This window comes from Burkholderia singularis, from assembly GCF_900176645.1.
GTDB lineage: Bacteria > Pseudomonadota > Gammaproteobacteria > Burkholderiales > Burkholderiaceae > Burkholderia > Burkholderia singularis.
Window position 1 is genome coordinate 1 of sequence record NZ_FXAN01000065.1, and the last position, 14,599, is coordinate 14,599.

12 protein-coding genes and 1 pseudogene are annotated in these 14,599 nt (G+C 65.4%); 10 read left to right on the plus strand and 3 right to left on the minus strand.

Annotated elements, in window-relative coordinates:
• Window positions 1-295 (minus strand): annotated as a pseudogene (locus BSIN_RS14325) (hypothetical protein); the annotation flags it as partial.
• 28 nt (window positions 296-323) lie between these two features.
• Window positions 324-1,583: a bacteriohopanetetrol glucosamine biosynthesis glycosyltransferase HpnI gene (hpnI, locus tag BSIN_RS14330; protein ID WP_089340998.1), complete on the minus strand. Its 1,260-nt coding sequence runs from the start codon at window positions 1,581-1,583 to the stop codon at window positions 324-326.
• Window positions 1,584-2,235: 652 nt separating this feature from the next.
• On the opposite strand from hpnI, the gene BSIN_RS14335 reads away from it, so the two are divergent.
• Window positions 2,236-3,534 carry an NADH:flavin oxidoreductase/NADH oxidase family protein gene (locus BSIN_RS14335; RefSeq protein WP_089340999.1) on the plus strand — a complete coding sequence of 433 codons (1,299 nt, stop codon included), beginning with the start codon at window positions 2,236-2,238 and terminating at the stop codon, window positions 3,532-3,534.
• A 371-nt stretch (window positions 3,535-3,905) separates the two neighbouring features.
• Here BSIN_RS14335 and BSIN_RS14340 read toward each other — a convergent pair whose 3' ends face one another.
• A complete protein-coding gene (locus BSIN_RS14340; protein WP_089341000.1) occupies window positions 3,906-5,507 on the minus strand; it encodes a carbohydrate porin in 1,602 nt (533 codons plus the stop codon).
• Window positions 5,508-6,897: 1,390 nt separating this feature from the next.
• Between BSIN_RS14340 and BSIN_RS26030 the strand changes: the two genes are divergently transcribed.
• The 9 genes from BSIN_RS26030 to BSIN_RS14390 all read left to right on the plus strand — a co-directional run bounded on the left by BSIN_RS26030 (window position 6,898) and on the right by BSIN_RS14390 (window position 14,516).
• Window positions 6,898-7,038: a hypothetical protein gene (locus BSIN_RS26030; protein ID WP_173678686.1), complete on the plus strand. Its 141-nt coding sequence runs from the start codon at window positions 6,898-6,900 to the stop codon at window positions 7,036-7,038.
• A gap of 108 nt (window positions 7,039-7,146) precedes the next feature.
• Window positions 7,147-8,796, plus strand: a complete 1,650-nt coding sequence (locus BSIN_RS14355) for an NRAMP family divalent metal transporter (RefSeq protein ID WP_089341003.1) — start codon at window positions 7,147-7,149, stop codon at window positions 8,794-8,796.
• A gap of 56 nt (window positions 8,797-8,852) precedes the next feature.
• Window positions 8,853-9,035 carry a hypothetical protein gene (locus BSIN_RS14360; RefSeq protein ID WP_089341004.1) on the plus strand — a complete coding sequence of 61 codons (183 nt, stop codon included), beginning with the start codon at window positions 8,853-8,855 and terminating at the stop codon, window positions 9,033-9,035.
• Between the two features lie 311 nt (window positions 9,036-9,346).
• Window positions 9,347-9,571, plus strand: coding sequence for a hypothetical protein (locus BSIN_RS14365; protein ID WP_089341024.1), 225 nt, complete (start codon window positions 9,347-9,349; stop codon window positions 9,569-9,571).
• 180 nt (window positions 9,572-9,751) lie between these two features.
• Entirely contained in the window at window positions 9,752-11,113 is a 1,362-nt protein-coding gene (gene gor, locus BSIN_RS14370; protein WP_089341005.1) for a glutathione-disulfide reductase, read from the plus strand.
• Window positions 11,114-11,237: 124 nt separating this feature from the next.
• Window positions 11,238-12,581 carry an argininosuccinate synthase gene (argG, locus tag BSIN_RS14375; protein ID WP_059517439.1) on the plus strand — a complete coding sequence of 448 codons (1,344 nt, stop codon included), beginning with the start codon at window positions 11,238-11,240 and terminating at the stop codon, window positions 12,579-12,581.
• Window positions 12,582-12,798: 217 nt separating this feature from the next.
• Window positions 12,799-13,302, plus strand: coding sequence for a hypothetical protein (locus tag BSIN_RS14380; protein ID WP_089341025.1), 504 nt, complete (start codon window positions 12,799-12,801; stop codon window positions 13,300-13,302).
• 104 nt (window positions 13,303-13,406) lie between these two features.
• The gene (locus tag BSIN_RS14385; protein WP_173678688.1) at window positions 13,407-14,111 is read left to right on the plus strand and encodes a hypothetical protein; all 705 of its coding nucleotides are present in this window, start codon (window positions 13,407-13,409) and stop codon (window positions 14,109-14,111) included.
• Between the two features lie 204 nt (window positions 14,112-14,315).
• Window positions 14,316-14,516, plus strand: coding sequence for a heavy-metal-associated domain-containing protein (locus BSIN_RS14390; RefSeq protein WP_059517443.1), 201 nt, complete (start codon window positions 14,316-14,318; stop codon window positions 14,514-14,516).
• The last annotated feature ends 83 nt before the right edge of the window (window positions 14,517-14,599 follow it).

Genomic DNA, 14,599 nt, shown 5'->3' on the forward strand with positions numbered 1-14,599 from the left:
AACGCCAAGGATTGGCAAACGCTGTTCGCCCCGGCCGGCTGGCCGGGGCGAACAGCGTTTGCCAATCCTTGGCGTTGGCGAGCATCGGCAGCAGATGCGCAGCGGCGGCGATGACGAGCCCGGCGCCCGCGGCGCGCATCAACGCAAGCACGGCAGCGGGGTTGTCGCGCGCGACGAGCCAGAGCGAGAGCGCGAGGCCGGCGAGCGCCGCGATACGCCCGGCGTGCTTGAGCGCACGCCGGCGCGGCGCGTGCGGCTGTATCGGCGTTTGTTGCGGAATCGATTCGTTTGGCATGACGAAGTAATGCGACGGGCCGGCGGCGCTATGCGTTCGAACGTTTTTCGGGGGCGGGGCACAAGCGGCCCTCGCGATCGACATCGAAACTCAAGCCGCGCCAGATCACGCGTGACGACGAGAAACTCGTGACGAAGACGCCGAATGCGACCAGATCGGCAAGCGGCAGCAGCCACAGGTCGCGCACCGGCTGCCGCACGGCGCGATCGGTTGCGTATTTGGCGGCCAGGCGTGCGGCAAGCGCGATCGGCACGAGCGGCCAGGACCACCACGCGCCGTCGGACAGCACGGCGCTCAACAGGGCGAGCGCGAACGGATGCGTGACGATCAGGCCGAGATGGCCGCGCGGATCGACGGCGCGAATCGTGCGGCTCCAGCGCAGTTCGTGCGTGGCGAGCCGTCTCGCGCTCGTTTCGACGCAGCCGTGCTCGATGACGAACGGCGGCACCGATACGCGCTCGCCGTGCGCGCGCACCGCTTCACCGATCGCATGATCCTCCGCGAGATGGTGTGCGAATTGCGTGAGACCACCGATTGCATCGAGCGTGGCGCGGCGCATCGCGATGGTCTGCCCAAAGCACGGACGCGCGAGCTTGAGCGCGAGGCCCGTGACGACGCCGGGCAGGAAATGATGATTGGTCACGAGCGACTCGATGCGCGGCCAGAAGCCCGGATCGGGCCGGCCGCGGTACGCGCAGGTCACGAGCCCGACGCCGGGCTGTTCGAGTTCACCGACGACGTGGCGCACGTAATCGGGGCCGACGCTCACGTCGCTGTCCGCGAAGATCAGCAGATCGTGCATGGCGGCGGGCAGCATGTTGACGAGGTTGGCGATCTTGCGGTTCGGGCCGTATAGGCGCGCGTCGGCGATCGTCGTCACGCGCGCGTGCGGAAAGGCGTGGCATAACGCTTCGACGGCGCGCAGCGCGGGGTCGTTGCGGTCGTGCACGCCGAACAGGAACTGGATCGGACCGTCATAGCGCTGCTCGCAGAAGCTCGCGAGATTCGCGAACAGCGCTTGCTCGGTGCCATGCAGCGGCTTGACGATCGTCACCGGTGGACAATGCCGCGGCTCGTGTGGCGCGCGCGCAAAGAAGTGCCGCGTGAGCGCACCCGCCAGCAACGTGTAGACGCAGCCGAGCAGCGCGCTCAGCGCGCAGAGCGCCGCGAGCATCGCCGCGAGCTGCGAGGCGATGCTCGCGGCGGTGTGCCGGATATCGCCGAACGAGAACAACTCAACCGCAAGCAGCGCGGCAATTGCAACGGTGAGCCAAGCGCGCGTCCTCATCGTGCAATCCCCCGTGCGAATGGGCGCGCGTGGGCGGTGGCATGCGTGTCTGGGCGGCTGGAACGGCGAACGGCGAGGGCGACGGGGACCAAGCTGATAGCTCCGCGTGAATGCGACTCTCATCGGCAGGGGCCGGGCAGAACGGCCGAGCGTATCGAGCGTTCGTTCCAGCATGCCGTATCCGGCCATGCGAGGCAAGGGCGACGTCTCGCTGCGATGGCGCGCTTTGTTTGCACGAGGCCGAAGGGGCCACGATAAAGCGCGAAGCCGACTTTCCGATGACGCGTGAATGACAAATTGCTTCGGATTGCCTGACAAATCGTCGATGGCGTGCTGCGTTGGCCGCGCTTGTTCATGCCGCGGCGTGGCGAGTTTGCCGGCATGCCGAGGGGCAGTTCGGCGGATTGGCGCGCATAGGAGAGGGCCAGCCGGGGACCAGCGCCAGGCCGCATGTCTCATCTTCCGATCGCGACAAACGGTGGCCTGCCGTGACATACGCGACGCGCGCGGACCCACGTAGCTGCCGCAGTCGAACAGTTTGCCGTTTTACTTCGCTTGCAAAGTTCTTTTTCGGAACCTACGATATCAACCGTGTCATTGAAGAATGATTCGTTTTTTGATGGTTTTGTCGGTTTAGCCGGAGAATCGCAACATGCCAGATCCAGACCCGAATATGAGCGCAGTGCTGTCGCAACCGCTCACGTTGCCCAACGGCACGGTGTTGAAAAATCGTCTCGCGAAATCGGCGCTCACCGAGACGCTCGCCAATGCCGACGGCTGCGTGACATCGGAGTTGATCACGCTGTATCGGCGCTGGTCGTCTTCGGGAGCGGGGATGCTGTTGACCGGCAACGTGATGATCGATCGCCGTGCGCTCGGCGAGCCGGGCAACGTCGTGATCGAGGACGAGCGTGATCTGCCGCACCTGCGCGAGTGGGCGGCGGCCGGCACCGCGCATGGCAGCGAATTGTGGATGCAGCTCAATCACCCCGGCAAGCAGGCGATGCGCGGGCTCAACCGCGAAACTGTCGCGCCTTCGGCGATCGGTTTCGGACCGAAGCTCGCGCCGTACTTCCCGGTGCCGCGCGCGCTGACGACCGCGCAGATCGACGACATCATCACGCGCTTCGGCGCGGCCGCCGCGATCGCCAAGCAAGCGGGCTTTACCGGCGTGCAACTGCACGGCGCGCATGGTTATCTGATCAGCCAGTTTTTGTCGCCGCATCACAATCAGCGCGATGACGATTGGGGCGGCAACGTCGAGAAGCGCCGCCGCTTCGTGCTTGCCGTGTATCACGAAGTGCGCCGCCGCGTCGGCCCGGATTTTCCGGTCTCGATCAAGCTGAATTCGGCTGATTTCCAGCGCGGCGGGTTCACCGAGGAAGAGTCGCTCGACGTGATCCGCGCGCTCGCGCAGGCCGGTATCGATCTCGTGGAAATCTCCGGCGGCACTTATGAGGAACCGGTGATGCAGGTCGGCCAACGCAAGGCGTCGACGCTCGCGCGCGAAGCGTATTTTTTGGAGTTCGCGGAGAAGGTGCGCGCCGAGGTTAGCGTGCCGCTGATGGTCACGGGCGGATTTCGTAGCCTTGCCGGGATGACGGCGCCATTGCGCGCCGGTGCACTCGATTTGATCGGCCTCGGCCGTATTTTCACGATCGAGCCGGATGCGCCGGCGCGGCTGCTGCGCGGCGAGGAAACGCTTCATCGCATCAAGCCGCTCACCACGGGCATCAAATATTTCGACAGTCTCGGCTCGCTCGAAGTCACGTGGTATTCGCGACAAATGCATCGGATTGCCAAAGGCCGCCGTCCGATTCCGGACGAAAGCGGATTGAAGTCTTTTCTGATCGAGCTTGCGGCGAGGGGGTTCCAGATCTGGAAGACGCAGCGGTTGCGCGCGTCGTCGGAGGGGGACGGCGTAAAAGGGCCGTGTAAAGGAGCGGCGTAAAAGGGAGGGCGCGGGCACGGTGGCCGTGCCCAGCGTGTGCGGTGCGCTGATTGTCGAGGCAGGCTCAAGCGCACGCCGCTCGAGTGCAAGGTGCGCGGCCATTCTGGCAAATGACCGGCCGCGCGGTTTGACCTACGCCCGGCTTGGCGCGTCGAGGTGAAGGGCGGCCCGGCATGGCTTGTGCGGCCGCTGCGCGCGTTGGCCGATGCCAGGTTTGCGCGGGGTTGGCGGCGGTGCTATCCGCTTACGCTGTTGATCCGGCGTCGGTGCGGAGCTTCGCCCTCGGCCAAGCCATCGTCGTCAACCGGAACCGGCGCCGCGTCACCGCTGTGCATACCCAACCGCTCCACGGCGAGCGTCCCGCCGTCGGATCAGAACACAATCGTCGTGCGCAGCCCGATGATCGCCTCGTTGCCGATCCGTGCGCCCGGTTCGTTCGGATTCGGGATGCCGCCGCCCGGCCGGAATACATACTGAAAGTCCGCCTGCAATTGCCACCACGGCGTTACCTGATATTGGTAAGTCGCTTCGAGCAGGGTCTCGGCGCGGCGCACGGGATAGCCGGGCGTCGTGTAGACGCCGGTATCGCCGTCGAATCCGCGTGCGCGCGAGCCGAGCTTCGCGTAGCCGATCGCAACGCCGGCCGTGTCGTTGTCGCGGCCCGCGAACGGCGCCTTCAGCGTGACGCCGGCATTGAACGCGAAATCGACCTGATTGCGATCGCCCGGCGCGCCCATGACGCGCGCGAACACGTTCAGCGAGCGTGGGCTGTCCGCGCTCGGCCGCCACACCATCTGATCGGCGAGTGCATAGAAACCGTAATTGCCGCGATGCGTCGCGGGCGCGCCGTTGCTTGCCGGACTCGCGAGCGGCACGCCGTTCGTGTCGTAGCGCGGATCGTCGAAACGCTCGGTGTTGTACCAGAAGCCGAGCTTGTACATGCCCGGCAGGCCGGCGGGCGGCGGCGCTTTCGAGTCGGCGGGCGGCGCGTTGAGCGCGTACTGCAACTCGCCGATGAAGAGCGCGCCATTGCCCAGATTGAAGTTCGTGCCGTGACGGTTGAGTTGCTGGGGATCGCCCGGACCGCCTGCCGGATTGCCGTCGAACACGCCCGCCATCACCGTCCATGCATCAGACGCCTTCACGCGCAGCCGCACGCCGAGCGACGACAGCGGATAGGCGGGGCCGCCCGCCGGCATGTCGGTGGACGGCAGCACCGGCCAGCCGAAGGTCGCGTTGATGAAGGTGCTGGCGTACTGGCTCACCATGAATTCCTGGTCGAGACTCTGCTGGCCGATCTTCACGTCCGCGCGGCCGCCCGCGAACGCTTGCTGATACCACAGCTCCCAGAGGCGCGTCGTCGATTCCGCCTCGATGCCGGTTGCTGTCTGCAGCAATTGCAAGTTGCGCTGCGTCAGGTTCGTGCCGTGGATCTGCAGCGCGGAGACGTTGAACGTGCCGCCCGGCAGGCCGAATGCCTTGTCGGTATCGACGCTGAAACCGAATTGCGTGAGGCCGTCGTAGGCGCCGCCGCGTTTGGTGCCGCCCGACAGGTTGGTCAGATATTCGCTGGTTTCCTGCAAGTTGAGCGTGATGCCGTGATCGCCGAGCTTACTGCGCAGGCCCCCCATATCGCCGAGCAGATTCGAGCGTTCCCAGAAGCCGGTTGGCGCAGGCGCTTCGGCGGGCGGATCGCCCGGCGCGGGGGCGGGGTGCGCATCGGGCGCGGCTTGCGCGCGTTGCGCGGCGGATGAGCCGTCAGCGGCCCCGGCCGTTGCAGCCTGAGCCTGGTCCGCTGCGGCCGGCGTAGGCGCGGCGTGGCCGGCTGATGCCGGCGCGGCGTTGTCGGGCGTTGCCGGCGTGGCGTTTGCCGTTTGCGCGAGCGCCGGCTGCGCGACGCCGAGCGACAGCAGCAACGGCAGGCCGGTGACGACGCCGGATTTTGCGAGCAGGTGATGAATGGTTTTCTTCATGACGAATCGTTGCTTGTTGAACTGAAGCGCCCGGGCATGGCGGCCGCCTGCCGCTCGGAGAAGCCCGCCGGCCGCGGCAAACCGGTGGCTGGCTGGCGGCCTAGGAGAACCACCAGCTTATGCGAATCGATTGATGCAGGCCGATGCGAAAGCTTGCTTGAATCAACAGCGCCGCGAACGCGATTGCGAATGCGGCGGCCGCGACGATTGCCCACGCCGCGGGCCACGCGCGATGATCGGCGCGTGGCGGCAAGTCGTGGCCTGCGGGTTGCGCAAGCGGCGGGATGGCCGAAATGCCGCGCCGGCGGATAGGCGGATCGGCATATCGCCTGAGTTTGGCGATAACGAATGGAACAAGCATGACTGCGCTCCCGTGCGCAGCGGCGCACGTTGGACGATACGTGACGTCGCCCGCCCGGCGGGACGGCTGACGACGAAACAGAGCAAGCGTGCTGCGTGCGGCCGGACAGGCGAAAGCCGTCGGCGATGAAGCGCGCTAACCCGACTGGTGCGAGTTAGCGGCGAAGGAAACCCAAGCGGCTATCTCGCGATGACGCGGCCGGCATGAACCGGCTTCAGATTTTCACTACTAGGGCACGTGTCCACGTGGGACGCTCCTTCGGTAAAGAATTGCGGCGGATTGTATGCGGCCTATCGATACGCATGCAAGTAAAAAACGAATAAAAATGCCGAGCCGGCCGGCATACGTTCGCGGTGCCTGCGTTTTTGGCCGGGTTTGCATGCGACACGGCGCGCGCGGCATTGAAAGCATCGGGCTCGATTTCATTGCCTCAAAACTTACAGCCGACGCGCGGCGCGAAATTTTTTTGCGATACCAATCATTGGCGATTGACTTTCGATCTGCCGCCTACCTAGAATCCGGCCATCTCCACAGATGGGGCCGATGCCTTGGACACTTGCAGTAGTCGACCTTCGAGCAATTTCTCCGCCTGAACGGCAAGACGTCCGCGCCTTCTTTCCGCCGCCGTCCTGCCGATCATGCAGACGGTGCGCGCCGTAGTACTCCAGTTTCCCTCGTCCGTGCACCCTTGATTCGCGCCGCATGAGCGCTGCGCTTTCGCACGCGCGCATTCGGCAACGCCGCGAGCCGCTGGCTGGCGGCGCGCGCGCTCGACGCCGCTCACGCCGCGTCGGGCGCCGTGCATGCGCGCGGCTGGCGTATTCGTATCGCGCGTATGCGCTGGACGATGACCTTTTGAATACAAGGAGCCGATATGCCGGACAGTGACAGCTATCCCATACGCCCCATCCTGAATCGTTTCGATTTCGATCATTAAGGGAAGCGCGTGGGGCTCGACCGATCGCGCCTCGCGCATGCACCGGGCGCCTAGCTTCCCTCGACGCGAGAACACTCGCCCGGAGCCTCGTCATGCAATTCGGTCTGCTTCTGTCGCAACTGCCGCACGTTGAAGAATCGCGCCTTCACTACGACGCGATGCTGTCGCTCGATGCCGCGGGCAAGCCGGCACACGCCACATTCTGGCAGCGCCTGAAAACATTGATTTTCTGAACCCGCTGCGCGTTTCGACATAGGCAAGCGTTGCCGTCCGGCGGCGCGCGTTTGCCTATGTCGGCTCAATGCGCCGCTTAACGACTACACACTTATCGGAGTAACAGCATGTCCACGCCAACCGACCTCTCTCCACCGATTGCGCGGGAGCGCAGCGCCGTTCTCGATCACGCGCATCTGGGCGACATCAAGGGCGCGCTCGGCACGATCGCGCACCACGACACCGCGCCGCGCAACGGCTGGTGGGCGCGTTTTCGCACGCTGCTCGCCATTCTCGGGCCGGGTCTCATCGTGATGGTCGGCGATAACGACGCCGGCGCGTTCGGCACTTATACGCAGGCGGGCCAGAACTACGGCACGTCGCTGCTCTGGACGCTGCTGCTGCTCGTGCCGGTGCTGTTCGTCAATCAGGAAATGGTGCTGCGTCTTGGCGCAGTCACGGGCGTCGGCCACGCGCGGTTGATTTTCGAGCGCTTCGGCAAGTTCTGGGGCGCGTTCAGCGTGATCGACCTGTTCATCCTGAACGCGCTGACGATCGTTACCGAATTCATCGGCATTACGTTCGTGCTCGATTTCTTCGGCGTATCGAAGATCGCAGGCGTGTGCATCGCGGCGGCGCTTACGATGGCGGCCGTCAGCACCGGCGATTTCCGCCGGTTCGAGCGCTTCGCGATCGGGCTGTGCGTGGTGAGCCTGCTGCTCGTGCCCGTGCTCGTCACGATTCACCCGCCCGTGCATCAAATCGCGCGCGATCTGGTCGTGCCGAGCTGGCCCGCGCACGCGAAACTTTCCGATGTGATGTTGCTGGTGATCGGCATCGTCGGCACAACGATCGCGCCGTGGCAGCTCTTCTTTCAGCAGAGCTACGTGATCGACAAGCGGATCACGCCGCGCTTCATGAAATACGAGAAGGCGGACTTGTGGATCGGCATCGTATTCGTGATGATCGGCGCGGTCGCGATGATCTCGTTTTGCGCGGCGCTTTACGCGGGCAAGCCGGAATACGGCAACTTCAGCGATGCAGGCGGCGTGATCGCGGGCCTGGCGAAGTACGCCGGCCACACGAGCGCGACGTTGTTCGCGATCGCGCTGCTCGACGCGTCGATCATCGGCGCCGCGGCAGTCTCGCTCGCGACGGCCTATGCGATCGGCGACGTGTTCAAGATCCATCATTCGTTGCATCGCAGCGTGTCGGATGCGAAGGGGTTCTATTTCGTCTATTTCGGCATCGTTGCCGCGGCGGCCGTGCTCGTGCTGATTCCGGGCAGCCCGCTCGGCCTGCTGACCGAGGCGGTGCAGACGCTCGCGGGCGTGCTGCTGCCGAGCGCGACGGTGTTCCTGCTGCTGTTGTGCAACGATCGCGCGGTGCTCGGGCCGTGGGTCAACTCGACGAGGTTGAACCTGTTCACCGGCGCGGTGATCTGGGTGCTCGTGATGCTGTCGATCATTTTGACGGCATCGGTGCTGTATCCGGACATCAGCGGCGAGACGATGCTCGAAGTGCTCGCGTTCGGCACGCTGCTCGCGGTGCTCGGCTATGGCGCGACGCTCGCGCTGCGCAAGCGCGGCGGCGCGCAGCCGGCCGCACCCATGGAGCGCAGCCTGCGCGACACGTGGCGGATGCCACCGCTCGACACGTTGCCTGCGCCGCGGATCACGCTGTCGACGCGCATCTGGATGGGCGTGCTGCGCGGCTATCTGGTGCTTGCGGTCGGGCTCGTGATCGTCAAGGTCGTGCAGATGACGTTCTTCAAATAACGTATCGGCTGAATGCCGATGCCGTTTCGACGGCGCCTTTCGAAGGGAGTGACGCAATGAAGCGATACGCATGCGCCGCAGCGGCGATCACCGCACTGCTGCTATCCGGATGCACGAAGCCGGACGACGACGATGCCGTGAGCAGCAACGCAAGCCATCCGGCATCCGCGCCGGCGTCCGCGTCCGGCGGCGGTGTGGCGGCAAGCGTGGCGGCGCCTGCGTCCGGCGCGAGTGAGTGACCGGCGTGCCGCTAACCGTCCGTGCCTGACCGGCCGTGCCTGACCGGCCGTGCCCATCGTGCCAAACGCGCGAATGCAGAGGATGCCTGTCGAGTGAAAGCCCGTCGAAAAGTATTCGACATAGTTTGACAGTCATGCGGCGGCGAGTGGACTAAGCTTGGCTCGCGGCATCGTGATCGTCGTCGATCGCGCGCCGGCTCGCGGGAGGTCGTGCCGGACGTAACGGGCGCTACCGAATGTTACAACCGTGGCGTGGCATCGATGCCGGTGCGATCATGCACGCTCACGTTCAACCATAAACGGTGATGGCGATGGGAATCTTGAATACGGTGGGCGAGATTGCGGGTGCGGTTGCGGCGGTCGAGGCGGCCGAGAAGGTCGATTCGGATGCTGGTTTGTTGACGAAGGCCGCGGCTGCGGTTGCGGGTTTCAAGGGCGCCGAGGCGCTTGAGAATCTCGTCGAGAAGAAGGAAGGCGAAGCGGCCGAAGGGGGCGACAATACGGCCGCGCCGGACAGCGGCGCATCGCAGGCGTAACGCACGGCAGACGGGCATGGCGGGCGCGCGGCGCGCCCGCACGACGCGGGAGGCAAGCGAAAGCTTGGCCTCCCGTTTTCTTTGCGCGCGGGCCGTGTGCCGATCGGCCGTGCGCGCGCTCCGCAAGAAAGTCGAAATCTTGCTATCGTCCGGTCATCCGGACTTCGATGGAGCGATGCGATGGAATTCGACTACGACCTGTTTGTGATCGGCGCGGGCTCGGGCGGGGTGCGCCTTGCGCGGATCGCCGCATCGTACGGCGTGCGCGTCGGCATCGCCGAGTCGGAGCAGATTGGCGGTACCTGCGTGCTGCGCGGCTGTATTCCGAAGAAACTGCTCGTCTACGCGTCGCATTACAGCCACGAAGTCGAGGACGCGGCCGGCTTCGGCTGGACCTTCGATCGCGGCGCGTTCTCGTGGCCCGCGCTCATTGCCGCGAAGGATCGTGAGATCGCGCGGCTGAGCCGCATTTATGTCGATCTGCTGACGAAAGCCGGCGTCGATATTCGTGAAGGGCGCGCGACGCTTGCCGACGCCCACACGGTCGAACTCGCCGGGCGCCGCCTCACCGCGCGGCACATCGGCATCGCGACGGGCTCGCGGCCGACGCTGCCGGCGATTCCCGGCATCGAGCACGCGATCACGTCGCGCGAGGCGTTGAGCCTGCCTGAGCTGCCCGGCCGGATCGCGATCGTCGGTGGCGGTTATATCGCGGTCGAGTTCGCGGGCATTTTCAACGGGCTGGGGGCGCACGTCGAGCTGTTTTATCGCGGCGACGAAATCCTGCGCGGCTTCGACGACGACGTGCGGCGTTTCCTGCACGACGAGATGGCCAAACAGGGCATCGCGATTCATACGCGCGCGAGCATCGGCGCGATCGAGCGCGGCGCGCACGGCGCACTGACGCTGCAGCTTGCGCACGGCGCGAGCGGCCCTTACGACGCCGTGCTGTATGCGACAGGCCGCGCCGCGAACTGCGACGGGCTCGGCCTGGAAGCGCTTGGCGTCACACGCGATGCGAACGGGGCGATCGAGGTCGATGCGTATTCGGCAACGCGCGTGCCGTCGATCCACGCGATCGGCGACGTGACCGCCCGGCCGCAACTGACGCCTGTCGCGACGCGCGACGGCACGCTGCTCGCGGCGAATCTGTTCGGCGGCAAGCGGATCGCGGCCGATCATCACTACATTCCGTCCGCCGTGTTCAGCCAGCCCGAGGTGGCGACGGTCGGGCTGACCGAGGCGCGCGCCCGCGCCGAGCACGGCGGGATCGACATCTACAAGACTGCGTTCAAGGCGCTGCGGCATACGCTGTCCGGACGCGACGAAAGGACGTTCATGAAGCTCGTCGTCGCGCGCGACAGCCAACGTGTCGTGGGCGCGCACATGGTGGGGCGCGATGCGGCGGAGATCATTCAGGGCGTCGCGATCGCGATCCGCGCCGGCGCGACGAAGGCGCAGTTCGACGAGACGATCGGCATTCATCCGACCGCGGCCGAGGAGTTCGTCACGCTGCGGCAAAAGGAGCCGGACGGCGCGTGAAAGAGGTGCGCCGCTCGATTCGATCCCGCGCGGCCTGTGGCCGAAATTTCGTTTAAAGAGGCCTGCCCGATATACTCTTGAATTCCGCGAAATTCCCTGTCCACTTGATTGAACGGTTTTCCTCATGACCACGATTCTTGAAAGTCTCCCGGCCGGCCAGAAGGTCGGCATCGCGTTCTCCGGCGGTCTCGATACGAGCGCTGCGCTGCACTGGATGCGTATCAAGGGGGCCGTTCCTTATGCGTACACGGCGAACCTCGGTCAGCCCGACGAAGACGATTACGATTCGATCCCCAAGCGCGCGATCCAATACGGCGCCGAAGGCGCACGCCTGATCGATTGCCGCGCGCAGCTCGTCGCGGAGGGCATCGCGGCGCTCCAATGCGGCGCGTTCCATATCTCGACGGCTGGCGTCACCTATTTCAATACGACCCCGATTGGCCGCGCCGTGACGGGCACGATGCTCGTCGCCGCGATGAAGGAAGACGGCGTGAACATCTGGGGCGACGGCAGCACGTACAAGGGCAACGACATCGAGCGTTTCTACCGCTACGGCCTGCTCGTGAATCCGGATCTGAAGATCTACAAGCCTTGGCTCGATCAGCGCTTCATCGACGAGCTGGGCGGGCGCGCGGAAATGTCCGAATTCATGCGCAAGTCGGGCTTCGAGTACAAGATGTCGGCGGAGAAGGCCTATTCGACCGATTCGAATCTGCTCGGCGCGACGCATGAGGCCAAGGATCTGGAGAGCCTGGAAAGCGGCATCCGGATCGTGAATCCGATCATGGGCGTCGCGTTCTGGCGCGACGACGTGAAGATCGATCGGGAAGAAGTGACGGTGCGCTTCGACGAAGGCCGCCCGGTCGCGCTCAACGGCGTCGAGTTCAAGGACCAGGTCGAGCTGCTGCTCGAGGCAAACCGGATCGGCGGGCGTCACGGCCTTGGAATGAGCGATCAGATCGAGAACCGGATCATCGAGGCGAAGAGCCGCGGCATTTACGAAGCACCGGGGCTCGCGCTGCTGTATATCGCATACGAGCGGCTCGTCACCGGCATTCACAACGAGGATACGATCGAGCAGTACCGCGAGAACGGCCGCCGTCTCGGCCGCCTGCTGTATCAGGGCCGCTGGTTCGACCCGCAGGCGGTCATGCTGCGCGAGACCGCGCAACGCTGGGTCGCGCGCGCGATCACGGGCGAAGTGACGATCGAGCTGCGGCGCGGCAACGATTATTCGATCGTCCGCACGCGCTCGCCGAACCTCACGTATCAGCCGGAGCGGCTGTCGATGGAGAAGGTTGCATCGACGTTCTCGCCGCGCGACCGGATCGGGCAGTTGACGATGCGCAATCTCGACATCACCGATACGCGCGACAAGCTGCGGATTTATTCGCAAGTCGGCCTGTTGACGCCGGCCGACGCGTCGGCGCTGCCGCAACTGAAGGACGAAAAGAACGGCGGCGAGTAACGCCGCATGTCGGGCCGGATTCAATGCCTGAATTCAAGGCCCAAATTTTGGAACCCAGTTCGAGGTCCGATCGCACGGCGCGCGCTTGCGCCCGCCGTGCCCGCCGCACCGGCCGCCGCAACGGCGCTTTTCGGGGGGGGGGGCGCCGTCTTACGCATCAATCGTCGCGGGCCGCATCCGCGCCATCGTAGAATCGATAACAAGAATGGAGATTGATATGTTCGAGATGCTGCCGCCGATGGGGTTCGTTCGGCGCTTGTCGGTGTGGTGGTCCTGTTTTTGGCGCCAAATGGCGGCCACGCTGCCGATATGGCTGATCGACATCGCCGCGTTGGTTTTCTGGATGACTCGGATGCGCTCGGCCGCCGGCCATCCGCCGCTCGGGCTGACGATCGCATTCGGCTTGCTGGTGATCGTCAGTACCCTTTTATATTTGCCGATCAGCGGGTATATGACTCGCAAGGGTTTCGCGGCGCACGCGCTGAGCGTGCCGGTCGCGCAGACGCTCAAGCAGGCGACGATGCTCGCGTTGACCAGCACCGGCTGGGGGCTGCTGGTGTCGGTGCTGATCAGCATCGCCGTGCAATGGCCGTTGCGGCATGCAGGCCATCCGGTGCCCGGCCAGGCGCTCGGATTGGCGTTGAATGTTATCGGCGCACTGTACGTCGTGTTGCCGCGGCAGGCGCGGCGCTTGAGGCTGCAGGCGCAGGCGGCGGCCTGAGGGCGGCGGCGCGTGCGTCGCACGGCACTTCGCGTTTTCCATTTCCACTCCCACTTTCCCATACCGCGACGCAGCGACGAGGGCATATGAGCTTCGGAATCCGGATGATCCGCGCGGCGGCCGCCGCGAGTTTGTCGGTGGGCGTATGCGCGAGCGTGGCCGGCCCGGCCATCGAGCCGGGCCAATATGTGTATGTCGAAGGTGGCAGCGCGCACGGCGTGCTGAGCATCCATGCGAACCGCTTCACGCTGGAGACGATCGGCGGCAATTGCCACACCTGCTCGCTGAGCGGCACCGTCGACGGGCACACGGCCGTCGCGACGGACAGCGGCGGCGTGTGCCGCATCGCGCTGTCCGGTGACGGCCGGCGCGTGCTCAAGCTCGATTCGGCGGGTGCCGACGCTTGCCGTGACAATTGCGGCGCACGCGCCGGTTTCGACGGCGAGTATCGCCGCCCGCCGGCTGCCTGCACCGATCGGCAGCGCGCAGCGCGCATCGAGCAATCACACCGGCAATACGCGGTGAAGGATTACGACGCCGCGCGCGCGACGATGACCGCGCTGCTGTCGCAATGCGCGGCGTTCATGGATTGGATCGAGCGCGACAAGGCGAAGAGCGATCTCGCGCTGGCCGAGTATCACCGCGGCGACCGCGCGCGGTGTGCGGCGGTGCTGGCCGATACGGTCGCCGTACAACGGCAGAAGGACGATGCGTTCGGCTTGCCGCCGTGCGATGCCGAAAATTACCAATCGACCGGCAAGGCCATACTGCACAATCTCGCTTTGTGCCAGGCGGCCGCGAAGCCTTGACGGTGCCCCGTCATGCCGGGCCTCAAGCGGGCGCGGCACGGCGATTGACGCGTTCATCCGCGTGATTGCCGCGTATTGCGCCGGGTATCGTGGGCATCGCTCGTGTGCGTATCGCCGCAACGGAATCGAAAATCTGCTTGACCTTCCCACCGTGGGAAGATGCACGCTTCAGTCACGTTCACACACTCGGACAGGAGAAAGCAGATGAAACTCGAAGTGAAAGACATGTCGTGCGGCGGTTGCGCGAACGCGATCAAACAGGCGATCACGGCTGCGGACCCGGCCGCGACCGTCGCGGCGGACGTCGAATCGAAAATCGTCAGCGTCGGCTCGACGCTGGGTGCCGAGCGCGTGGTCGAGGTGGTCGAGGCGGCGGGGTTTCATCCGGTCGTCGTCGCGTCGTAAGCGGCGCGGGCGTGCGCGGGACGCACGCATGGCGCGGCGGATGCCGCGTGGCGGCGAGGCCGGCCCGCGGCGCGCGGTGCCGA